General features: G+C 40.3%; 21 protein-coding genes. 3 read left to right on the top strand and 18 right to left on the bottom strand.

The window, feature by feature from the left end; all coding sequences use genetic code 11:
* Positions 1–193 precede the first annotated feature (193 nt).
* Together bshC and ACTIEV_RS04160 are read right to left on the bottom strand one after the other, a co-directional pair.
* Entirely contained in the window at positions 194–1792 is a 1599-nt protein-coding gene (gene bshC, locus ACTIEV_RS04165) for a bacillithiol biosynthesis cysteine-adding enzyme BshC (RefSeq protein WP_439516170.1), read from the bottom strand.
* Positions 1793–1914: 122 nt separating this feature from the next.
* Positions 1915–3165, bottom strand: coding sequence for an NAD(P)/FAD-dependent oxidoreductase (locus ACTIEV_RS04160; protein ID WP_439516169.1), 1251 nt, complete (start codon positions 3163–3165; stop codon positions 1915–1917).
* A 109-nt stretch (positions 3166–3274) separates the two neighbouring features.
* Between ACTIEV_RS04160 and ACTIEV_RS04155 the strand changes: the two genes are divergently transcribed.
* Positions 3275–4537 carry a sterol desaturase family protein gene (locus tag ACTIEV_RS04155; RefSeq protein ID WP_439516168.1) on the top strand — a complete coding sequence of 421 codons (1263 nt, stop codon included), beginning with the start codon at positions 3275–3277 and terminating at the stop codon, positions 4535–4537.
* Between the two features lie 149 nt (positions 4538–4686).
* Here ACTIEV_RS04155 and rimO read toward each other — a convergent pair whose 3' ends face one another.
* On the bottom strand, positions 4687–5994 hold the full coding sequence (gene rimO / locus ACTIEV_RS04150) for a 30S ribosomal protein S12 methylthiotransferase RimO (protein ID WP_439516167.1): 1308 nt from the start codon (positions 5992–5994) through the stop codon (positions 4687–4689).
* Between the two features lie 44 nt (positions 5995–6038).
* Entirely contained in the window at positions 6039–6542 is a 504-nt protein-coding gene (locus ACTIEV_RS04145; RefSeq protein ID WP_439516166.1) for a GNAT family N-acetyltransferase, read from the bottom strand.
* A gap of 75 nt (positions 6543–6617) precedes the next feature.
* On the opposite strand from ACTIEV_RS04145, the gene ACTIEV_RS04140 reads away from it, so the two are divergent.
* Positions 6618–7670, top strand: coding sequence for a sensor histidine kinase (locus ACTIEV_RS04140; protein ID WP_439516165.1), 1053 nt, complete (start codon positions 6618–6620; stop codon positions 7668–7670).
* 3 nt (positions 7671–7673) lie between these two features.
* Here ACTIEV_RS04140 and ACTIEV_RS04135 read toward each other — a convergent pair whose 3' ends face one another.
* Entirely contained in the window at positions 7674–9260 is a 1587-nt protein-coding gene (locus tag ACTIEV_RS04135; RefSeq protein ID WP_439516164.1) for a peptide chain release factor 3, read from the bottom strand.
* Between the two features lie 185 nt (positions 9261–9445).
* On the bottom strand, positions 9446–9958 hold the full coding sequence (locus ACTIEV_RS04130; protein WP_322195444.1) for a phosphoglycerate mutase family protein: 513 nt from the start codon (positions 9956–9958) through the stop codon (positions 9446–9448).
* A 176-nt stretch (positions 9959–10134) separates the two neighbouring features.
* On the opposite strand from ACTIEV_RS04130, the gene ACTIEV_RS04125 reads away from it, so the two are divergent.
* Positions 10135–10860 (top strand): DUF4197 domain-containing protein, encoded by a 726-nt coding sequence (locus ACTIEV_RS04125; protein WP_322195445.1) that lies wholly within the window; start codon positions 10135–10137, stop codon positions 10858–10860.
* A 179-nt stretch (positions 10861–11039) separates the two neighbouring features.
* On the opposite strand, the gene ACTIEV_RS04120 is transcribed toward ACTIEV_RS04125, so the two are convergent.
* From ACTIEV_RS04120 to ACTIEV_RS04065, 12 genes are all read right to left on the bottom strand, one after another.
* Entirely contained in the window at positions 11040–13151 is a 2112-nt protein-coding gene (locus ACTIEV_RS04120; protein ID WP_322197441.1) for a xanthine dehydrogenase family protein molybdopterin-binding subunit, read from the bottom strand.
* Positions 13148–13612, bottom strand: a complete 465-nt coding sequence (locus tag ACTIEV_RS04115; protein WP_439516163.1) for a (2Fe-2S)-binding protein — start codon at positions 13610–13612, stop codon at positions 13148–13150. Before ACTIEV_RS04115 ends, ACTIEV_RS04120 begins: the two co-directional genes overlap by 4 nt.
* Before the next feature lie 129 nt (positions 13613–13741).
* Positions 13742–14653, bottom strand: coding sequence for a bifunctional molybdenum cofactor biosynthesis protein MoaC/MoaB (gene moaCB / locus ACTIEV_RS04110; protein WP_439516162.1), 912 nt, complete (start codon positions 14651–14653; stop codon positions 13742–13744).
* Between the two features lie 2 nt (positions 14654–14655).
* Positions 14656–15099 carry a molybdenum cofactor biosynthesis protein MoaE gene (locus tag ACTIEV_RS04105; RefSeq protein WP_439516161.1) on the bottom strand — a complete coding sequence of 148 codons (444 nt, stop codon included), beginning with the start codon at positions 15097–15099 and terminating at the stop codon, positions 14656–14658.
* A gap of 1 nt (position 15100) precedes the next feature.
* On the bottom strand, positions 15101–16225 hold the full coding sequence (locus ACTIEV_RS04100; RefSeq protein ID WP_439516160.1) for a ThiF family adenylyltransferase: 1125 nt from the start codon (positions 16223–16225) through the stop codon (positions 15101–15103).
* A 1-nt stretch (position 16226) separates the two neighbouring features.
* A complete protein-coding gene (locus ACTIEV_RS04095; RefSeq protein WP_439516159.1) occupies positions 16227–16454 on the bottom strand; it encodes a MoaD/ThiS family protein in 228 nt (75 codons plus the stop codon).
* 11 nt (positions 16455–16465) lie between these two features.
* Positions 16466–16987, bottom strand: a complete 522-nt coding sequence (locus ACTIEV_RS04090) for a molybdopterin-binding protein (RefSeq protein ID WP_439516158.1) — start codon at positions 16985–16987, stop codon at positions 16466–16468.
* Positions 16988–16995: 8 nt separating this feature from the next.
* Positions 16996–17733 (bottom strand): sulfite exporter TauE/SafE family protein, encoded by a 738-nt coding sequence (locus tag ACTIEV_RS04085; RefSeq protein WP_439516157.1) that lies wholly within the window; start codon positions 17731–17733, stop codon positions 16996–16998.
* Between the two features lie 9 nt (positions 17734–17742).
* Complete coding sequence (locus tag ACTIEV_RS04080) at positions 17743–18927, bottom strand: molybdopterin molybdotransferase MoeA (RefSeq protein WP_439516156.1); 1185 nt, start codon at positions 18925–18927, stop codon at positions 17743–17745.
* Positions 18928–18952: 25 nt separating this feature from the next.
* Positions 18953–19933: a GTP 3',8-cyclase MoaA gene (moaA, locus tag ACTIEV_RS04075; RefSeq protein WP_439516155.1), complete on the bottom strand. Its 981-nt coding sequence runs from the start codon at positions 19931–19933 to the stop codon at positions 18953–18955.
* Positions 19934–19936: 3 nt separating this feature from the next.
* Positions 19937–20521, bottom strand: coding sequence for a nucleotidyltransferase family protein (locus ACTIEV_RS04070; RefSeq protein ID WP_439516154.1), 585 nt, complete (start codon positions 20519–20521; stop codon positions 19937–19939).
* A gap of 8 nt (positions 20522–20529) precedes the next feature.
* Positions 20530–21693, bottom strand: a complete 1164-nt coding sequence (locus ACTIEV_RS04065) for an XdhC family protein (RefSeq protein WP_439516153.1) — start codon at positions 21691–21693, stop codon at positions 20530–20532.
* Positions 21694–21709 lie beyond the last annotated feature (16 nt).

Genomic DNA, 21709 nt, shown 5'->3' with positions numbered 1-21709 from the left:
GGCAAATATTCGTAAGAAACTGCCTTTACTTTATTCAAGTACCTTACTATAATAGGGATAATTCCGTATCTGTATAGGAGGGTTGTGTGGCTGGGGAATTGATGGCAAATGGATATTGAATAACTACCGAATGGAATACGCACTGGATACGGACATGGAACGGACTTGATGCAGACCTAAAGCGGACTATCTGTTATGCTATTACCACAATAGAAAACTCACTTTCCAAGGCAAGTGATTGTGCTTTTAACATATCAATCCATGCTGAACCATAACGCGAATACCAACCCGAGAGATTATCTATCCGTTCTTGTAAACTGTTATTTGGGAAAAGTTGTTGTTTGAACTGATTAAGTTGTCGCTCTTCTGTTTCAAATTTCCTTTTCTCTGCACGCAACATCTTTTTCTCCAACTCTTGTATCTTTTTTACAGCCTGTACCTGTAGGGCTTGTACATGGGGCGATAATGTTTGATCAACATCAGCTGCTACCTGTTCTATTTGTCGATAAAGCGCTTCCAAACGATGCAATTCATTTTTGATCGTCAACTGTTTGGATGTTCTTTCTTTTACCAACGCATTTAATAAAAGGTCTGCTTTTTGAAAAATACGAGTTGTATTGAGTGCTAATTGCTCCATTCTTTTTTCCTGCTCTGCTGTAAGAATAAGAAATGAATTACGCAAAACTAAAACCGGATAAGGAACATGAATCGCAGCGAATACATCTTTCAATTCCAACCAATAAGCCAATTCTCCACCGCCACCAATAAAAGCAATATTGGGCAGAATGGTTTCCTGGAAAGCACCTCTCAAAATCACATTGGGACTAAAACGTTCGGGGTGGGTGTGTAATTCTTCCAGTATTTGATCTTTCGTGAATTGAAGTCCTAAAGCAGGAACAACAAATCTGTCTTTCTCTTTTTCAATTCGCTCGCGTTGATTGTCGATCAGATAAAATAAGTTGATCTCTCTTCCCCCTGCCTGAACCTTATAATTTTTTTCAAGTTCAATGATGGTCTTTGAAACGATTGTATGTGAAAATCCTTCCAATAATTCCTTTTCAATCACGGATGCAAAACACTGTTTGAGTTTTGCCTGATCAGGAATCAATACCACCAACCCGAACCTTCCGAACAATTCATTGACCAAATAAAGAGTAGCTTCCTGTATCGATCTACCTTCAACATAGGCGTTTCTGAAGATATCTGTTAACGCTTTCCCATAAGGGTGTACGCCGGTTTGTCCCTCAATAGCCGCCAATAGTTCCAGGAGCTTTTTATCAGCCTTCATTCTCCCTACCGCCCCCGTTTGATTGGTTTTCCAAGTCAGCGGATGTCCATCGATATTGATTTGTCCGAGTTCATCCAAATCTGCATCTTCACTACCCATATAATAAACCGGTACAAAATGCAGATCAGGCATTTCATTCTTGAGCGCATCTGCCAATTGTATAGCATGTAAGATTTTATAAATGAAATACAAAGGACCGGTAAAAATATTGGGCTGATGGGCAGTAACGACGGTGAAGGTTTTCTCAGATAATAAAGACTGTATTTGTTGCTGAACCAATGCAGAGGTAGCTGTTTGAGCATACTGTTCCACTAATGCTTTTACCAAAACCGTTCTCGGTGTTTGAAAAGATTGTCTGGCAGCAATAGCTTCTTTGATTCCTTGGATATCCGGTGTATGCACAAAAAAAGGTCTGACAGTATCAGCCTGAACAAGATAATCGGTCACGATCTTCGAAAAATATCCGGTGCTTTCGTATGATAATCGGCTACAGTGATGCTTCATAATAAGGAATAAAAGTACAACTTACCTGATATTGCTTATGCCGTTGGTCAATTTTATGATAGTCTATGGCCAATAGTCCATAGTCCATAGCAAAAACCCATTGACCATGGACTATGGACTAACTATCCAAACCTCTCCGGCTTAAATGCACTGATATCCATACTCAGGGATGATTCATTGACTATTTCGCTGACCAGCTTACCGGTTCCGGCTCCCAGGCTCAATCCTACCATGGCATGTCCGGTTGCCATGACAACGTTTTTCCACTTTTGGGTACGACCTAGGTACGGTAGTCCATCTGCCGAACAAGGTCTGTATCCATACCAGATTTGTTCAGGTGCCGGCATTGGAACATCGAATTCAGGATAATAGCGTTTTACAGCATCTAAAATACCTTGTACCCTTTGATAACGTGGAGGTGTTTGGGTGGATGTAATTTCCATCGTTCCTCCAAAACGAATTTTATTGCCATCCATGGGAGTTAAAGCCACCCGACCCTCAATCAATACGGATGGATAGTTGAGTCGATGCGGAGAATCTTCTAGTGTAACAGAATAGCCTCGTCCGGGCATCAAAGGGATTTTCAGTTGAAGCAATGCGGAGAGCTCGCGGCTCCAAGAACCCGCTGCTATGACTACTGAATCGGCATCAATGACCTGCTTGGTTGTTTTCACCTTGGTCACTTGCTGCTGATTCTTTTCAAAACCTGTTACTTCATCATTCAGTATAAAACGAACCCCTTTATTTTTCAAATCAGCAACCAGTTGTATCATCAGTTTATTAGGGTATAAATGAGCATCGCACTTAAACCATACTGCACCTTTAGCTTTTACAGTAGTGTGAGGCTCTAGCGCTTGTAATTCCGATGCATCTAGGAGTACTGTGTCCTCCAATCCCAATTCATGGGCTCGATGCATGATATGTTTTGCATGATCGCCACCCTTCTCAGTCTGAAAAACTTCCAGCAAACCTTTGTGTTCATAGGCAAACTGAAATTGAGGAAGGCGTGTCCAGTCTTCATACATTTTCTGACTCAATATTGCAATATCACGTAAAGGAATGGCCGAACGCTCCACATGCTCGGGTGTGGCACTACGCATAAATTTTAATCCCCAGTCGATGAGACTCAAATTCAGCCTAGGTTGAACGTAAAACGGACTTTTACTATTCCACATCCATTTAAGTCCTTGTTTTACGATACCGGGGGTTGCCAAGGGTACAAAATGACTTGGGCAAACATATCCTGCATTACCGTAAGAGCAATTACCGGAAATATCCGTTTTATCGATCACAGTCACTTCATGACCTGATTCAGACAAATAATAAGCGCTGCTCAATCCAACAATACCTCCGCCGATAATAACAACCTTCATAACTAAAATTTGAGTCACAAATGTCGCTTAAAACCTGTTCCGTTTCATCTTTTTTTAAGGTTGTTCATTTATGAAAAAGGAGCTTTAAATTTACAGATACGATTACCTTATGGAAACTTACGGAAAGATCATTTTGATTGCTATGCCCGCTTTCTTATTGCTGGTATTATTTGAAAAATGGTATGGGTGGTATCGAGGAAAAGAAACCGTTCGTACACTGGATATGATTTCCAGTTTGAGTTCAGGTATTACCAATGTAACGAAAGATGTATTGGGATTGAGTCTGGTAGTGATCAGCTATGAGTGGATGGTGAATCAACTGGCCATTACGCAAGTACCCAATGGGTTTCTCACTTACTTGATCGCTTTTATCGCTCTTGATTTTGCGGGATATTGGATCCACCGCATTGCACATGAATACAATATTTTCTGGAACAATCATATCATACATCACAGCAGCGAAGATTTTAATCTGGCTTGTGCATTGAGACAAAGTATTTCATCGATCATTAAAATATTCACCATATTTCTTTTACCTGCAGCCATATTGGGTGTGCCCGGACAAGTGATTGCCATCGTAGCGCCTTTGCATTTGTTTGCGCAGTTCTGGTATCATACCCAGCATATTGGCAAAATGGGTTTTCTGGAAAATATCATTGTTACGCCCTCACACCATCGTGTACATCATGCCATCAATAAGGAGTACATGGATAAGAACTATGGACAGATATTCATTATTTGGGATAAACTATTTGGTACTTATCAAGAAGAGTTGGCTGATGTACCTGCCGTGTATGGCATTACAAGACCGGTAAGAACCTGGAATCCGATCAAGATCAATTTTATGCATTTATGGTTATTAATCAAAGATGCCTGGCATGCGAAAAATTGGAAAGATAAATTACGTATCTGGTTCATGCCTACCGGATGGAGACCCGATGATGTGGCCGCAAAATTTCCTGTTTATAAAATTGAAGATGTTTATCATTTTGAAAAATATGATACCGGTCATACAAAAACCATGGTGATTTGGTCATGGGTACAACTTGCCATCACACTATTATTCATCAGTTACTTATTTGGAAATATTGCAGCCATTGGAAGTCCCAATATGTTTATATACGGTGCCTTTGTTTTTCTTCAGGTCTATGCTTTCACGGAACTGATGGACAGAAGTAAATATGCCTGGATTTGGGAGACGCTCAAAACAATATTCGGGTTATCGTTATTGATTCAAAACAATGATTGGTTTGGCTTATCGCAATACACACCATTGGCGATTCCTGTTCTCACAGGATACTTTGTATTATCTCTGATGGTCTGCCTCTATTTTGTACTCAAAGAAAATACAGAAATAAGAAATATAAAATAAGATACAAGGAACAAGGTACAGGGTACAAGAAAGTTTCAAGAAACAAGTTTCAAGGAAGTGAGCCTTGGTTCTTAAAGATTCCTTGTGTCTTGTGTCTTACTCCTTGAAACTTCCTTGTGTCTTGCATATTGTGCCTTGTTTCTTTTCTTCTAAACCGTTTCCCCTTCCAAATCATAATCATATGCTTTGGTAATTTTAACCTGTACAAAGGTTCCCGGTGTAAGTTTTTTGGAAGAATGTACCACTACTTCATTATCTACTTCTACACTATCAAATTCGGTGCGACCTAAGTAGCGGCCGGCTTCTTTTTTATCGATTAATACTTTGAAGATCTTACCAATTTTCTCTTGGTTCTTTTCGTAACTGATTTCTTGTTGTACTTCCATCACTTCCTGCGCGCGCTCCGCTTTTACTTCTGCCGGAATATTATCATCCAGATCATACGCACCGGTATTTTCTTCATGACTATAACTGAAAATACCAACCCGATCAAAGCGATGTTCACGAAGAAAATCTTTCAATTCTTCTACATCTTCTTCTGTCTCACCGGGGAAGCCGGCAATGAGTGTGGTCCTCAAACAAATGCCCGGTACACGCTCTCTGATCTGATGAATCAACTCCGTCATTTCTTCACGTGTGATATTTCTTCGCATGGCTTTTAGCATGTTATTGCTGGCATGTTGCAAAGGCATATCCAGGTACTTACAGATATTGTCCCGTTCACGCATTACATCCAGCACTTCCAATGGAAACTTACTGGGGTAAGCATAATGCAAGCGAATCCATTCCAATCCTTTTACGTCTGCCAATGCATTCAATAAACGAGGCAGCTCTCTCTTCTTGTAAATATCCAATCCGTAATAAGTCAGCTCCTGGGCAATCAGCATAATTTCTTTTACACCCTTTTTTACCAAGCTCTCTGCTTCTGCTACCAACTCTTCGATGGGTTTGCTGACGTGTTGTCCACGCATGAGTGGAATGGCACAAAAAGAACAGGTACGGTTACAACCTTCACTGATCTTCATATATGCATAATGCTGGGGCGTACTGAGCAACCTTTCCCCTACTAATTCAGACTTATAATCTGCTTCAAATTTTTTCAAGATCAATGGAAGTTCCATGGTTCCGAACCAGGCATCTACTTCAGGCATTTCAGCTTCCAGATCACCACGGTAACGTTCACTTAAACATCCGGTCACATATACTTTATCCAGTTTTCCTCTACGTTTTAATTCCACCTGATCCAAAATCGTATTGATACTCTCTTCTTTGGCTTTATCGATAAATCCGCAAGTATTTACGACTACGATATTGTGATCCAGTTTTGTATTCTCATGTACCACATCAATGTCATTGGCACTTAATTGTCCGCTGAGTACTTCACTGTCTACCAGATTCTTGCTACAACCCAGTGTAATGATATTGACTTTGTCTTTTTTGAGTGTTTTCGACTTCATAGATGGCTGCAAAGGTAGGGATTCGAAGATGAAGCCATCAAGCCTTACGCGTTTCTATGAGTGACATATACATCCAACAGCTTTCCGCTTTGCTGAATGGATTCCAATTTAGAAAACCCCGTCTTGGCTAAAACAAATGCTGAAGCTGTATTGTCAGGCTCCGTAATGGCAAAAATTTGCTGCTGATTCGTATGTTCAAAAACCCAGCGGAGACCATTGATTACCAATTCCTTTGCCCATCCTTTTCCCTGTGCCCAAGGCATCAGCGCATACCCAATATGAAAAGCATCCCGATCCGGCATCATTAAAACAGAAAATGTTCCGGCAAAGGCAAGAGTTGACTTTTGAGCTACATGATACCTTCCAATCACAGAACCATCCTTATACAAATGAATATTTTCTTTTAAAAAAGACCGACATTCTTCCTCTGTTTTGACCTGTCGGATGTAACGCATCACTTCAGGGTGACTATTGAGGGCAAAAAAATCGGCTTCATGGGCGATGTTAAACCGACTGATTATCAAGTGATTAGTATGAAACACATTCATTTTTTAATCTTTTTTTAAGTTTTTGCCCGTTATCCGATGTAAAGGAAGCATTTTTGCAGGGCAATTTTCCACCGTATGAAAAATGTGTACCGGTTTTTCTCCAAACCCGGATTCCTATCCACCAACTATACAATGAAGTTTTTATTCATTGCATTTATTGGTGTGCATATACCGTTAATTGTCTTGATCATGGCAATTGCATTTCATTGGATTTCTTTAGAGGGCTGGAATATTATTGCAGTTGCATTATTAGCCACATTGGTTGCAACTGCCGGTACTTTATATCTTTTACGTGGACTTTTATGGCCTTTACACGAAGCGAAAAAAGCATTATCTGATTATACCGGAAAAAAAATTATCCCGACACTGCCCTTACATTATACAGATGAAGCCGGACAATTGCTTCAACAAGTGCAGTTGACGATTGACTCAATGGATGGGTTATTAAGAGAAAGAAAAGACTTATTGGCCTTATTATCTCATGACCTAAGAACAGCTTTTGCGCAAATGAGTCATATCGGTGCGCTGATCCAGACGGAAAAAAATCAGGACACGATTCAACATTACGGTTTACTGGTGCATAAAACAGCTACCGAACAACTTCGCTTTATAGAAGACATGGTCATGATTCTTGAAGGAGGGAATGAAGAAAATCAATCGCATGTATATGAAAGTATTAAGATTGAACAGGTGATTGGTCTGGCGATTGATGCACAACATATATCTGGTTTGTCGAAACAGATTCAAGTACTGAAACATCATATTCCGGATGTATCGGTGAAGTGCAATCTTCGTTTATTGTCACAAGCCATTTCAAATATTATCGGCAATGCCATTAAGTTTTCGCACAGAGGTGGAGAAGTCATTATCAAAGTGCATTTATTCAGCGGACATATTCATATCCTGATTGCTGATAAAGGTGTGGGATTTGAATCGGGGAAAGCGGAACTTATTTTTCAAAAATTCACTTCTGAAGGACAATCCGGTACCGAGGGGGAAATATCCGCAGGTATTGGACTCTATCTCACACGTAAGATCATCCAAAACCATGGCGGCATGATTGCCGCTTTCAGCGAAGGAATAAATAAAGGAGCTGTATTCACGATACAGTTGCCTATTGCCGGTTAAATGTTATTTATGAATCTCGCTAGAGAAATGGAAACTGATATCAGGATTATTGGTGATCTCAGTATTCAAAAACCATTCGCTTTGTGCCAAATATACCGGATGCCCATCTTTATCTTCCGCTGAGTTTTGTTGTTTGAATCGCAGAAAATCTTCCAACTTCTTTGCATCATTACTCGTTAGCCAACAAGCCTTATAAAAAGGTAAGGTTCTGAATTCGCAGGCTGCACCATATTCTTGTAATAAACGGTATTGTATCACTTCAAACTGGAGTTCACCCACGCAACCTATGATCTTTTTGGTACCTCCATATTGCGTGAACAATTGTGCAACCCCCTCATCTGTTAACTGACTGATCCCTTTTTCCAATTGCTTGGTCTTCATGGGATCTTTATTCACCAGCTCTTTGAATATTTCGGGTGAAAAAGTAGGAATTCCTGTGAAGAAGAAATCCTCCCCTTCTGTCAAAGTATCACCAATTTTGAAGTTACCCGTATCAAATAAACCTACCACATCCCCGGCATAGGCATCATCGATCACATCTTTACTCCGCGCCATGAATGTGTAAGGATTACTAAAACGCATATCCTTATCTAATCGAACATGGTGATAATATTTATTTCGCTCAAACTTTCCACTACATACACGCATGAAAGCAATACGATCACGGTGTTTGGGATCTAGGTTGGCATGAATTTTAAAGATGAACCCACTGAATTTATCTTCTCCTACTTCAATGGTACGTGTGGAAGTATTTCTGCTGCGTGGAACAGGAGCAATTCGAATGAAAGTATCCAGCATTTCTTTTACCCCGAAATTATTCACCGCACTACCAAAAAATACCGGAGCGATTTTAGCTGTGAGATAATCGTCTACTTTTAATTCTCCGTATACACCATCTATTAGCTCCACATCTTCTCTTAACTGTGCAGCATCTTTTTCTCCTACTTTTTCATCAAGCAAAGCAGACGACAAATCATCAATGGCAATGGTATCATCCTCTTCCGCTTTTGTACTTGCTGTAAACAAACGCAGATTCTTATCGTGCAGATTATACACCCCTTTGAATTCCTTACCACTATTGATGGGCCAGGTCATGGGATGAAGAGAGATATGCAGTTCTTTTTCAATTTCTTCCAGTAGATCAAAGCGATTTTTACCGTCACGGTCCATTTTATTGATAAAAACGATCACCGGTGTATCGCGCATTCTACATACTTCCATCAATCTTCTGGTCTGGTCTTCTACCCCATTTACACTGTCGACTACCAGAATGACACTATCCACTGCAGTGAGTGTTCGATAAGTATCTTCAGCAAAGTCTTTGTGTCCGGGCGTATCCAAGAGATTGATCAAAATATCCTTGTACTCAAAAGACATCACGGAAGTAGCTACTGAGATACCTCTTTGACGCTCGATTTCCATAAAATCAGATGTGGCGTGCTTCTTGATCTTGTTGCTTTTAACAGCACCTGCTGTTTGAATGGCACCACCAAACAAGAGTAATTTCTCTGTAAGGGTTGTTTTACCGGCATCCGGGTGGGAAATAATGGCGAAAGTCTTGCGACGGTTGATCTCTTTTTCGTACTTCATGTTCAATAAATCCGAAAGAAAGGGTATTTGCTCTTTCTTTCAGGGCGCAAAGGTACAATTTGTTGGGTTATGACAAATTACAGGACTCCTTTCTGCCTATAAAAAACCAGCTTAGAATATTGATCTAAGCTGGTTCTACTGCTGAAGAAAAGAAAAAAGGTTGCAAAAAAGCCATCAATCCATATCTAATACTTCATGATCTTAGCTTCCGCTTTTCCATCCGTAACGGTCACAATCCAATAAGTATCATACACCGATTCATCCAAGTTTTGGTATTTGTTTTCTTTTAGCAGCAAATTAACCAACATCGGCGTAGAGTTGGAATGTCCGGCTATTACCACTGTTTTACCCTGCATTTTCAATAATTCATCCGCAAAACCTTTTAAGTTTCTGTGATCATACACCTGCACTTCTTTACCGGTTTTAACTGACAATGGCCCAACAGTTGACTTGGTGCGTTTAAAATTGGTAGAATAAATAGCGTCGGGCTGATACATTTTCAACACTTCGGGTATGCGGGCAGCACGAGCTGTACCTTCAGCACTCAATGGAGGATCTGCCTGCATCATGGTAGAACCTTGGGCAGTAGTATCCTTCTCAGCATGGCGCATCAAAATAAAAGTACTGGTTTGTGCATAGGTTTCTGTTGCTGTTAAGATGAACAATGCAACCAGGAAACGAGTAAATATCTGTTTCATTTTTTGATAATTTTCAAGCCTAAGATAAGTGTATACACTGTTGTGTCCATACCGTTAGTCCATTTTATAAGGTATTCTTCACATCTTTTTCCATCCTTCACTGTTATTTTTGATCTGCAAGGATTGGTATCATTTTTGGAGTATACGATCAGCCATTCATTTTAAACAAATCGATTATGAAAAGAATCATTACACTGGTATTGCTCGTTGTATTGTATCAGGGACTGCAAGCGCAAGGATTGGGCGGTTTATTAAACAAAGCCAAGAATGCAGTGAGCGGAAATCAAACAGGTTTGAGCAATAATGATATTGTATCGGGATTAAAAGAAGCCTTGGTAACAGGTTCCACAAAAGGAGCGAATCTTTTATCACAAACAGACGGTTTCTTTGCCAATGCTGCACTGAAAATATTGTTGCCGCCTGAAGCTCAAAAAATTGAAAGAACATTAAGAAGTGTTGGACTAGGTAAACAAGTAGATGATGCCATATTGAGTATGAACCGTGCTGCGGAAGATGCTTGTAAAAGCGCAGCTCCCATTTTCGCTAATGCGATTAAACAAATGAGTTTTCAGGATGCAGTAGGTATTTTGAAAGGATCTGATACTGCCGCTACTTCCTATCTGAAAAGTAAAACAACCAGTCCACTTACAGAAGCATTTCGTCCGGTAATAGAAAGCTCACTCGAGAAAGTTGATGCCACTAAGCATTGGAATACACTCATTAGCAGTTACAACAAATTGCCATTGGTTCGCGATAAAATCAACCCCGACTTAGCAGCTTATGTTACTGAGCGATCATTGAGCGGTATTTTCTATCAAGTAGCAGTAGAAGAAAAAGAAATCAGAAAAAATCCGTTGGCGAGAACCAGCGATATTCTGAAAAAAGTGTTTGGAGCGAAATAAAGTGATGTCAGATCTCAGATAGCAGATTTGAAATATGGGTTAAAAAACTGTGCAACTCTGTTCCTTACTCTGCGTAACTCTGTGGTTTATTTTTTAACCACAGAGTTACGCAGAGTTGAAAACGGAGTTACACAGTTTTTTTTGACTTTTTACTTTTTACTTTTGACTTCAACTCCCCATCAAGCAAACTCAATATCATCCACAAAAGGCATTTTTCTGAATCGTTTACCGGTTGCTGCAAAGAGTGCGTTTGCCAATGCCGGAGCGATCGGTGGCAAACCGGGTTCTCCTAAACCGGTTGGATTTTCTTCTGATGGTACGAATTGAACCACCACATCCAACGGCGTATTGCGCATCCTCACAAAATTGTATGGACCAAAATTGGTTTGTACCGCTGATCCGTTATTGAATGTGAGTTTGGTGTATACGGCATGTCCTAACCCATCTACGACAGCACCTTGTACCTGATTCTCTGCACCGCTTACATTCACCACTTTACCACAATGCACCGCACAATACACTTTTGTAATGCGAGGCTTCCCTTTTAGCATTTGTATTTCTACTACCTGCGCTACATAACTATTGAATGAAAACCAGGTAGAGAATCCACGATAAGTATTGGCAGGTGTTTTACCCCAATTGCACATTTTTGCAACGAGTTCTATGACGCTGATAAATTTATCAGGATCATAAGCCAATTTCCCAACAGGCTGCTCTTTTGCTTTTTTCAATAATTCCAAGCGAAACGCTACCGGATCTTTTTTAAGTTCATGTGCTACCTCATCCATAAAAGATTCATTGGCAAATGCCTGAACATTATGTGTAGGTGCACGCCATGGACCGGTGGGAATATTAGTGGGCAAACTATGGCTTTCGATTTTCAGATTTTGAATTGCACCGGCAGGATAAGTATCCGGACTTCTTCCATTACTTAAAGATGCAAAAGATTGATGCCATGCTTCCAAATTACCGTCTTTAATAGCCGCTTTGAAACGGAACATACCACTGGGACGATAAAAATCATTCTGCATATCATCTTCACGCGACCATTGCACTTGAACTGGACATTGTGCTGCCTGAGATACCAACGCAGCTTCTACACCATTATCAGGACGTAGTTTTCTACCAAATCCTCCCCCCTGTCTGGGCAAACCCAATGACACATTGGTTGCCGGTATATTCAGCTCTTTAGCAACTGCTGACACCAGACTTTGTGGTACTTGTGTAGGACCATAGAGTTCTGCTTTTCCATCACGTACATCTGCATAAAAATTCAAGGGCTCCATTTGTGCATGTGAAAGAACAGGCACTTCATACATCACATCCAACACTTTTGTAGCAGCAGCCATAGCAGCATCTACATCGCCATCATTTCTATTAGGAGTAGCTGCAGGCTTACTCAATAATTCACGAAATGCTTTTTCATGGTCAGTGGTACTTTCTAGTTTAGAAGCATCTTCCCAATTTATTTTTAAAGCTGTTCTTCCTTTCATGGCAGCCCAGGTAGAAGTAGCCAATACGGCTACACTATTTTTCACCTGTACCACTTTTTTCACCCCATTCACTTTCAAAGCAGCACTGTCATCAAATGATTGCAGTTTTTTTCCATGTGCAGGTGGACGAGCCACTACGGCATATAACATTCCTTCTTTTCTGGTATCGATACCAAATAATGGCTTACCGGTTACGATGGCTTTCGCATCCACATCTTTGACACGTGTACCAATAATGGTAAAATCTTTGGGATCTTTTAAAGGCACATTTGTAGGTACCGGCATTCCGGCGGCTTTAGTAGCCAGCTCTCCGTAGGATAATTTTTTTCCGGAACTTTTATGGATCACAAAACCTTTCTCAGCATAACAATCGGTTACAGCTACACCCCAAGTATCAGCAGCAGCAGACATCAACATGGCTTTGGCAGTAGCACCGGCTTGTCTGAGCGGCGCATATCGACTTCTGATAGCGCCACTACCGCCAGTAGTTTGACTACCATACTTAGCATCTAATGGAGCAATTTCTACATCTATGGTTTGCCAATCCACATTCATTTCCTCAGCGATCAACATCACCAAAGATGTTTTTACACCCTGACCAATCTCAGGATTGGGAGACATCAATGTAATCTTCCCATCAGGTGATATTTTGATATAAGCATTGGGTGAGAATGGAGTTGCTTCTGTATTCTCTCCGGTCTCGGAATTGCTCAATGCAGAAAAACCTACCAGCATACCGCCACCGGCGATCATGCTTACCCTTAGAAAATTTCTTCTGGATACAGATGGATGACTCATGACTTACCTCCTTTTGATGCAGCCAAATGAATGGCTTTACGTATACGAACATTGGTACCACAACGACAAATATTGGTGATGGTGGTATCTATCTCTTCATCCGTTGGATTCGGATTCTTTTTCAACAATGCAGCAGCCGCCATGATTTGTCCGGCCTGACAATAACCACATTGCGCCACATCCATTTCTATCCACGCTTGCTGTACAGGATGGTCTCCGTTTTCACTCAACCCTTCAATGGTAACCACTTTTCCATTGCCTACTGCAGCAATGGGTAACTGACAAGAGCGAACAGGACTTCCATTGTAATGAATGGTGCAGGCCCCACATTGTGCAACACCACATCCATATTTGGTTCCAACCAGATTCAATTGATCTCGCAGTACCCAAAGAAGTGGGGTATCTGCATCTACTTCAACAGACATTTGTTTGTTGTTGACAGAGAGCGTATACTTTGGCATTTGAAAAAATTTATTAACGTAATAAAACGATTTGTAAGCTAAGCATTATATCAGAAATGACGAAAGACAGGAAATTAAAATCGGTCAATAGGTCTTCTGCACAACTGATCTTTCACTTGAAAAAAACGCTTATTCATGGCGACTTCCATCTGCCACTTTGAAAACATGTAAAATTTGTGGAAACAATGCATCCATAGTTTCGGCTACTCCTTTAACAGAACCGGGTAAAGTAATCACCAAACTGTTTTTCACGAATCCGGATACACCTCTTGATAACATGGCAAATGGCGTTCTTTGCTGACCATATTGGCGAGCGGTTTCCATGATACCGGGAATAGGACGATCGATCAAAGGCGCTACCGCTTCAGGTGTGATATCCCTTGGAGATAAACCGGTTCCTCCGCTTAACAAGATCAACTTACATCCTTCTACTGAAAACTTTTTTACCAGCTGTTGAATTTGGTCCTGATCATCCGGAATGATCTCATAATGTGCAACTGTAACACCCCATTGTTCTACTTTTTGTATCACTGTTTTTCCGGAAACATCCTCTTGCTTACCTGCTGATACTGTGTCGGAGCAAACAACCACTGCACAATTAATAGCGGATGAATCCATTAAAGACTTATCTGATTTACCACCTGATTTTTGTAACAGTTTAATATTTGCAATCTCCACTCCTTTATCCAAGGGCTTTAGCATATCGTACATTGTCAATGCAGTCACCGATGCGCCATGCATCGCTTCTACTTCTACACCGGTTTTATAGATGGTATGTACTTCAACGGTAATTAATATGCTCAAACCAGCAACTTCATGTTTGATGGCTGCATACTCTATTGGCAAAGGATGGCAATCAGGTATAACATCGCTGGTTTTTTTGATGGCCAATAATCCGGCTGCACGTGAAAATTCAAATACATCTCCTTTGGGTACTTTTTTTCCCAGAATCGCATCAATGGTTTCCTGCTTTGATACTGTTACAGTAGCAATGGCAATGGCTTGTCTAAACGTATTTGATTTTGATGTGATATCTACCATAATTATTGATTCACTTTCCATTGATGGGTTTCATCTTCCAATATTTCAGCTCCCCAAACCGGCAATTCTGCCTTGATTCTTTCTACCAATACACTACAGGCTTCTGTTGCAGCTTTTCGATGAGCAGATGATGTAAACACAAATAAACAGATCTCTCCGGCTGCCACTTTACCCAAACTATGATACACATGCATACATGTAAGTGGGTATTCAGCAAAAACAGCCTCTCTTATCTCATGCATTTTCTGTAATGCCATTTCTTCATAAGCTGTATACTCAATGGCTACTACCTTTTTACCTTCTATTTCATCCGCACGTACCTGACCCAAAAAAATACTATGTCCACCAATGTCTGTTTTGGTACTGTGTTTTTGTATGCTATCCGCAATAAATGCACTACTGATCGCTCCTTGAATAAAAATATTTTTAGGTGTACGTTCTTTCATACTATTTCTTTTCTGCAAATCTGATCCAAGACAAAATACCGCCTTGTAAACTATATACTCTTTTTGTATCGCCCCATAAAGCTGATAACTCTTTTGCAGCTTGTAGGCTCCTCATTCCTGATTGACAAAATACAACAACTGTATCACTTTTAAGTTGTCCGGCTGATTCTTTTAAATCCGAAAGCGGAATACGAAGATGGCTGAATGTCTGAACAACCGGCAATTCATGCAATTCCCTTACATCAACAATATCAATATTTTTCTGACTCGTCAACTGATCAAATTCAGCTGCGTTGATTTCTAAAGTGTTTGGGGGTGATGAACAAAGCCATACATAATCAATGGCTTTAAATGCAGTTGCATCAGTGGGTATGAATGAGGATGTCTTAGACTGTGGAGTTATTTTAACAGTAAATACCTGATGGTTATTGAATTGATAGGTTAATAACTGATTCACCAACAGCTCTCCGATACCTGTAATCAATTTAATAACTTCTGCAGCCTGCATAGTACCGATGATACCGGGCAACACACCTAACACTCCTGCATCCACACAGTTCAATACAGAACCCTCTTTGGGTGGATCCGGGAAGATATCCCGATAATTGGCAGAAGGTTGTCCATTTGGTAAAAAATGATTGAATACAGCTACCTGACCTTCGTATTGAGATACTGCGCCATATACCAATGTCTTTTTCAATAACACACAAGCATCATTGATCATATAACGAGTAGTAAAATTATCGGTACCATCGAGGATGATATCAAACCGATTGATAACTTCTAGTGCGTGTTGATTGCTGAGATGAACCGGAATGGCTTCGATATGGATATCAGGATTTAGCCGATTTAACTTCTTTGCGGCAACTTCCGCTTTGTTCTGTCCAACATCGTCCGAAGTAAATAATGTTTGCCTGTGCAGATTACTTAATGACACTTGATCTCCATCTACAATTCCGATATACCCAACACCAGCACCCACCAAATATTGTAGTGCCGGACAACCCAATCCACCCGCACCGATCACCAACACCTTGGATTCCTGTAAAAGCAGTTGCGCCCTTGTACCGAAATTCGGCAAGATCATTTGTCGATGATATCGTTCATATAATGATTCTTGACTCATATTATCCTCCGGAAAAAGGGGGCATCAATGCTACAATATTGTGTTCTTGTAAATTCCGATTATCAGAAATTATTTCCTGATCTACTGCTATTACATATTTCGCTTGGGCTAACAAAGGAAATTGCTGATGAAGAGAAGAAGTCAAAGCATGTATATCTGTACCACCCTCAATACTTAGTTCCTTTGCACCTACCACTTCAACCAATTGTCCAAAAAAAAGGATCTTCATTATCTACTGCATTAATTTAATGATTCAACTCTACTCACAACAATTCTCGAAAGCCCATGTACATATCTTCTACCTGTAGCGACGTCAGCAGGAGAAATGATAGCTATACGCTGTGATAAAGCAGATGCTTTTACACCATCAGCTTCCGTAATAATCATCAGTTGCTTTCCAATGGCAGTATTAAATATTTCATTCCAAGAGAACACCACTTTGTACCCATCTGATGCGATACAAGTAATGTAATATTCACTCAAAGACTTTGGATCATTACTATCAAATGAGGACTTTGCTAAAATATCTTTTAATAAAACACCCTTTACTTTCTTCAGTACCGACTTTCTCACTACCAGATGATTGTAAATAACGATGCTATCAAAAGAAATACTATTGAAGGCAGTAGCATCTTCCAATGTAAACTTTATTGTTTGTTTGACTTTACCTTCTATCGTAAAATAATCAGTAGATTTTGTATCATGCTGTGCATATACCAACTGAGATACACATAGCACAGACAAAAGAATCAAATATTTCATAGTTATCGTTAAGCTGTTGTGAATAATAATTTATAAGCTGCTACTGCCAATACAATCGCTAAAATTTTCTGCATACTTGTCTGTTTAAATTTCATGGCTCCAAAATAGGCACCTCCGATCCCACCTACAAAAGCAACACCTACATAACCATACATATCTGTGCTGAACTGAATACCATTGGTCAGCTGCCCCATCAATCCGGATGCAGAATTCACAAAAATAAACAGGGCACTGATAGCGGCTGTTTGTTTTTGGTCTGTCCATTTGAAAAATAATAACAAAGGAGAAAGAATAATGCCGCCTCCGATACCAATCATTCCCGATAACAATCCAATCACTCCCCCCATCAACAAAGCTCCGTAAAAATGCGATGGTTGCAAATCAGCAATATTCTTTTTCGACGGAATCAATAAACGAACCACAGAAAACAATAAAAGCAGCCCCAATATTTTTTTATAGAGTGTTGCATCAATGGTGATCAATCCACCCACAAATGCCATGGGTACAGAAGCCAATGCCAGCGGTAAAAACACTTTCCATACAAAATGCTTACCTCGATAAAATTGAATAAAGGCGGTGAGTGATACGAATAAATTCAGCAATAATGCCGTTGGCTTCATCACTTCAGGCGCCACACTAAATAAAGCCATCAGTGCTAAATAGCCGCTTGCACCTCCATGCCCAACTGAAGCATACAGAAAAGCCACGATGAACAATAATATATAAAACCAATAAAAGGGATCCATACAATAGCTTTAAGCAGATAACAAATGAATGGTAACCAACGCTCCTTGCTCCATACGTTCTGCTTTCTCCTCAATTTCTATCAAACAATTTGCACCTGCAAATGAACGCATCCGATAGGACTCTTGCGCCCCCAATGGTGCAGCGGTTTGTCCATCATACCAACCTTTCAAAAAATGGGTCAGCTGTGTTGTTTTATGATAGCTCTGCGAAAGCGGCACTTGTTGTTGGACTAACCCAGTTCCAGCCTTTTTCATACCCATGATCACAGGCAGCACATACATATAAAAACAAGTGAGTACAGAAGAAGGATTACCGGGTAACCCAAATATCATTTGCCGACCTTTTGTACCAAAGAACAAAGGTTTTCCCGGTCTTTGTTTGAGCCTATGAAATTGGGTAGTAATGCCACAATATTCTGCGGAACGGGTTACAAAATCATAGTCTCCTACACTCACACCTCCTGTTAATAAGACCAGATCACTTTTTTGCAGTGCCTGAGATAATGCTTCATTCAATCGTTCTATGACATCAGGCACTTGTATCACTTCTATTTGTTGAACACCGTATTGCTGTAACACCGCAGATAATGCAAATGAATTGGCATCATATACTTGTCCGTACTCTAGGGGTTGTCCGGGTGTTTGCAATTCATTTCCTGTGATGATGATGGTAACAACGGGTGAAGGATATACCGTTACTTCTGTAACACCAATACCTGCAAGAAATCCAATAGCTGCCGGAGTCAATAAAGTGCCTGATGGCAAGGCCAGTTCTCCTACCTTGATTTCTGATCCTTTTGGTCGAACATTGGCACCGGCTTGTAATTGATCATCTTGAATGGTTAATATTCCTTTTTCAGCAATCACTTTTTCTTGCATCACCACCGTATCAGCTCCAGGAGGCACGGGAGCACCTGTGAAAATGCGCACAGCTGTTTTTGATGGCAATGAAATAGACTCCTTAGTTCCGGCCGCCATTTCGCCGCTAATCTGTAATGGTTTGTTTTGTTGCCAATCTGTATAAGAAAAAGCATATCCATCCATCGACGATTGTGGATAGGCGGGAATATCTACGGTTGCAAAAACATCAGCGGCAATGGTATAACCCAGTGCATCAGGTAATATTCGTAGTACCGGAGATAGGGTTACGATATGTTGTTGAATGATTGCCCGAGCTTCTGAAACGCTGATCATAAACTTGCTGATATTAATAACTGATTTATCCTCCGATCGTGATCATACTTCTGTTTTGAATACTCTCCGCTTGCAAATGCTGATAGTCTTGCGTGAACTGTCCGCCCAACTGCGCCGCTTTTGCTGCAATGGATTGATGAATCAATGGCAATACATCTTCTCCTTTTCGCAAGGGTGTTAACAAATCCACTTCATCTTTGGAGAACAAACAATTTTTCATTTTACCATCTGCTGTCAATCGCATGCGATTACAATCGCCACAGAAATGAGCGCTCATGGTACTAATTACTGCAAAGGTTCCCTGATGCCCGGGAACCATGAATTTCTTTGCTGTATCATGTTTCTCAGCCTGCAACGGTACGATTGGATATTTCTCTGCAATGGTTGATAGTATCTCATCCATCGTAAAAACCTTGTTACTCGTCCAACGATTTCCTTCAAATGGCATGAACTCAATAAAGCGAACATGTACGGGTTGGTCTTTTGTCCATTCAATAAAATCATGGATCTCCATATCATTCATACCACGCAGCACTACCATATTGACTTTTGTATGAAAGCCCTGATCGATCATTAGTTGAATATTCTGTTGAACGATCTCAAACTGATCTCTTTTAGTAAGCAGCTTGAATTTATCAGACTGTAAAGTATCCAGACTAATATTGACAGATTGAACATTGCTTTCTTTTAACAAAGCAGCGAATTCATGTAACCGAGTACCGTTTGTTGTGAGAGTAAGTGTAACCGGTAACTGAGCCAATCTTTTAATGATCTCTTTGGAATCTTTTCTTACCAACGGTTCTCCACCTGTGAGTCGTATTTTATCCACTCCCTGTGCCACAAATATTTTAGCCAGTTGTTCAATCTCATCTACTTGCATCAACTGAGCAGCCGAGGCAAAATCATATTCATCTTCCGGCATGCAATAAAAGCATCGCAGATTACAGTTATCAGTCAATGATATCCTTAAGTAATTATGTATTCGTTGATGGTTGTCTACAATCATTCTTTATAATTTAATCAATCGCTCATAGTCTTCTTCTGTATCTACATCGATGTTTCCGAGTGGAAAGTTAATCAATCCAACCTGTTGTATATGCTGATTTATCAGTTGTTTAGCACCCTTGTCTCCGTTTAACCCATATAAAGCTTTGAACATGGTTTTATGAAACAAAACAGGGGTCCCAACAATATCATCATACTTACAAGCAACGATGCGCAACTTTGTCTCCCGGTGATGGGTGATCATTTCTTGTAACAAACTGCTCGTAATAAAAGGTTGATCACAAACCGTGATGATCACTGTTTCGATATCCGGATGCTGTGTTTCTAAATATTTGATTCCACAATGTATAGAACTGGCCATACCCAAAGCTGCATCCGGATTATATATCTTGATTACATCTTCCTGAACATCTATACCATCTCCCTCTTTCAACACCAACAATACAGGACCTGATTGAAGCACCAAAGCCGTTGAAACAATTTTTTGTACCAATGTTTGTCCCTGATAAAGCAAACTTTGTTTAGGTCTACCCAAACGAACAGATGCGCCTGCAGCCAAAATCAATACTGCTGTTGATGGGGTTTGCATGCTTGGTATTAAATGGCTGTTGAAGAAGTGGATTCAATGACTAAGTCCGCTCGGCGATGAATCGCATCCTGCTTTTCTTTCAGTGGACGTGTATCCGTAGATGTTAGCTTGGCTTGTATTTCTGCGATAATGGATACTGCGATCTCTTCTGCTGTTTCTGCACCAATATGCAAACCCACCGGACCATGAATGGCTTCTTTTTGGTTGTCAGTTAGCTCGATACCATTTTCCGCTAGTTCATCCATCATCATTTTCATTTTCTTGTGAGGGCCCAATACGCCAATATAAGTTGTGGGGTGATTGAGTAATACTTTCAATACCGCAAGATCATAGTTATAATTATGCGACATCAATACAAATACGGTTCTTGCGTCGATCTGTACACGTTCCAATATTTGATTGGCTTTACTATGAAAGACTTGACATGAAGGCATCGGAAATCTTTCTCTGCTGGCATACATAGGTCTTCCATCGAGTACGGTGGATTGCCACCCTAACATCTCCGCCATTTTCACCACAGGAATCACATCATTACCGGCACCAACAACTACCAATGAAACGGGAGGTTGTATCAACTCTGTGAATACGATGATTTCTTGTTGACCAATCTCATATTTTTTAAAAGAGGACTTACGCTGAGCTATTACTTGTCTTGCCTCTTCTTCTATCACATCTTTTGATAAAACAGGTAAAGAACCGGTTGTTTCTTCTTTCTCTGTGAATAGATAACATGATCCATATTGTGGCGCTTTTTTGTCACTCATGGAAAAAAAAGTTACCAATGATGCATATTGTCTGGATGCTGTTGCTTTTTGCAAAAGATCCATAATAGCCTTCCCCCTCTCTCCTTGTAATGGCTCAATCAACACTTGTATCACACCCTGACAACCCAGTCCCATTCCGAATTTGGCATCATCTTCATCAGCCGTATCATAGGTCACCAACATGGCTTTATCAGAAAGGATAACGTGCAAAGCTTTACGAAATGCGTCTCCTTCCAAACATCCACCACTAATTGATCCGGTGATTTCGGCATCTTCTGTAATCAGCATGCGGGCACCCGGTCTTCTGTAAGATGAGCCTTCAACATGCACGACTGTTGCCAAGGCTGTTTTTTTACCTTCTGCAACTGCTTGTTGATAAGATTTTATAATCGAAATGATTTCTTGCATGATCAAACTCCTCGAT

Source organism: Sediminibacterium sp. (assembly GCF_051861365.1).
Taxonomy (GTDB): Bacteria; Bacteroidota; Bacteroidia; order Chitinophagales; family Chitinophagaceae; genus Sediminibacterium.
Note: the sequence above shows the minus strand (reverse complement) of the source record. Positions and strands in the feature narration are given on the sequence as shown.

Excerpts from the sequence above, each read along its gene's own strand:
- moaA (WP_439516155.1), bottom strand. The coding sequence starts at position 19,933 with ATGATTGTAGACAACCATCAACGAATACATAATTACTTAAGGATATCA.
- ACTIEV_RS04090 (WP_439516158.1), bottom strand. The coding sequence starts at position 16,987 with ATGAAATATTTGATTCTTTTGTCTGTGCTATGTGTATCTCAGTTGGTA.
- ACTIEV_RS04140 (WP_439516165.1), top strand. The coding sequence starts at position 6,618 with ATGAAAAATGTGTACCGGTTTTTCTCCAAACCCGGATTCCTATCCACC.
- ACTIEV_RS04155 (WP_439516168.1), top strand. The coding sequence starts at position 3,275 with ATGGAAACTTACGGAAAGATCATTTTGATTGCTATGCCCGCTTTCTTA.
- ACTIEV_RS04135 (WP_439516164.1), bottom strand. The coding sequence starts at position 9,260 with ATGAAGTACGAAAAAGAGATCAACCGTCGCAAGACTTTCGCCATTATT.
- ACTIEV_RS04130 (WP_322195444.1), bottom strand. The coding sequence starts at position 9,958 with ATGAAACAGATATTTACTCGTTTCCTGGTTGCATTGTTCATCTTAACA.
- rimO (WP_439516167.1), bottom strand. The coding sequence starts at position 5,994 with ATGAAGTCGAAAACACTCAAAAAAGACAAAGTCAATATCATTACACTG.
- ACTIEV_RS04065 (WP_439516153.1), bottom strand. The coding sequence starts at position 21,693 with ATGCAAGAAATCATTTCGATTATAAAATCTTATCAACAAGCAGTTGCA.
- ACTIEV_RS04105 (WP_439516161.1), bottom strand. The coding sequence starts at position 15,099 with ATGAAAGAACGTACACCTAAAAATATTTTTATTCAAGGAGCGATCAGT.
- ACTIEV_RS04095 (WP_439516159.1), bottom strand. The coding sequence starts at position 16,454 with ATGAAGATCCTTTTTTTTGGACAATTGGTTGAAGTGGTAGGTGCAAAG.
- ACTIEV_RS04145 (WP_439516166.1), bottom strand. The coding sequence starts at position 6,542 with ATGAATGTGTTTCATACTAATCACTTGATAATCAGTCGGTTTAACATC.
- ACTIEV_RS04080 (WP_439516156.1), bottom strand. The coding sequence starts at position 18,927 with ATGATCAGCGTTTCAGAAGCTCGGGCAATCATTCAACAACATATCGTA.
- ACTIEV_RS04160 (WP_439516169.1), bottom strand. The coding sequence starts at position 3,165 with ATGAAGGTTGTTATTATCGGCGGAGGTATTGTTGGATTGAGCAGCGCT.
- bshC (WP_439516170.1), bottom strand. The coding sequence starts at position 1,792 with ATGAAGCATCACTGTAGCCGATTATCATACGAAAGCACCGGATATTTT.
- ACTIEV_RS04115 (WP_439516163.1), bottom strand. The coding sequence starts at position 13,612 with ATGCCAAAGTATACGCTCTCTGTCAACAACAAACAAATGTCTGTTGAA.
- ACTIEV_RS04070 (WP_439516154.1), bottom strand. The coding sequence starts at position 20,521 with ATGCAAACCCCATCAACAGCAGTATTGATTTTGGCTGCAGGCGCATCT.
- ACTIEV_RS04125 (WP_322195445.1), top strand. The coding sequence starts at position 10,135 with ATGAAAAGAATCATTACACTGGTATTGCTCGTTGTATTGTATCAGGGA.
- ACTIEV_RS04120 (WP_322197441.1), bottom strand. The coding sequence starts at position 13,151 with ATGAGTCATCCATCTGTATCCAGAAGAAATTTTCTAAGGGTAAGCATG.
- ACTIEV_RS04085 (WP_439516157.1), bottom strand. The coding sequence starts at position 17,733 with ATGGATCCCTTTTATTGGTTTTATATATTATTGTTCATCGTGGCTTTT.
- moaCB (WP_439516162.1), bottom strand. The coding sequence starts at position 14,653 with ATGGTAGATATCACATCAAAATCAAATACGTTTAGACAAGCCATTGCC.
- ACTIEV_RS04100 (WP_439516160.1), bottom strand. The coding sequence starts at position 16,225 with ATGAGTCAAGAATCATTATATGAACGATATCATCGACAAATGATCTTG.